Genomic DNA, 212 nt, shown 5'->3' on the forward strand with positions numbered 1-212 from the left:
ATTATTATAGAGATGAGAAACCTCATATGACATTTTATTCCGCATTAACGGGCAGTAAGCCCCCGATTGGTGAGGGCTAATAATCAGTGGGGGATGAACAACCCCCCCCCCGCTGATTAAAGTTTCATTTTACTAGGGAGGGATAGTATTTGCATGCACTTGTAATTGGTGGAACAGGAATGCTAAAGAAAGTTTCTATGTGGCTTTGTGAG

1 pseudogene is annotated in these 212 nt (G+C 42.5%); it reads left to right on the plus strand.

The annotated features are described in order from the left end of the window. Positions 1–149 precede the first annotated feature (149 nt). Positions 150–212: pseudogene (locus tag MR170_RS32095) on the plus strand (short-chain dehydrogenase); the annotation flags it as partial.

Source organism: Bacillus cereus group sp. BfR-BA-01524 (assembly GCF_022662595.1).
GTDB lineage: Bacteria > Bacillota > Bacilli > Bacillales > Bacillaceae_G > Bacillus_A > Bacillus_A thuringiensis_S.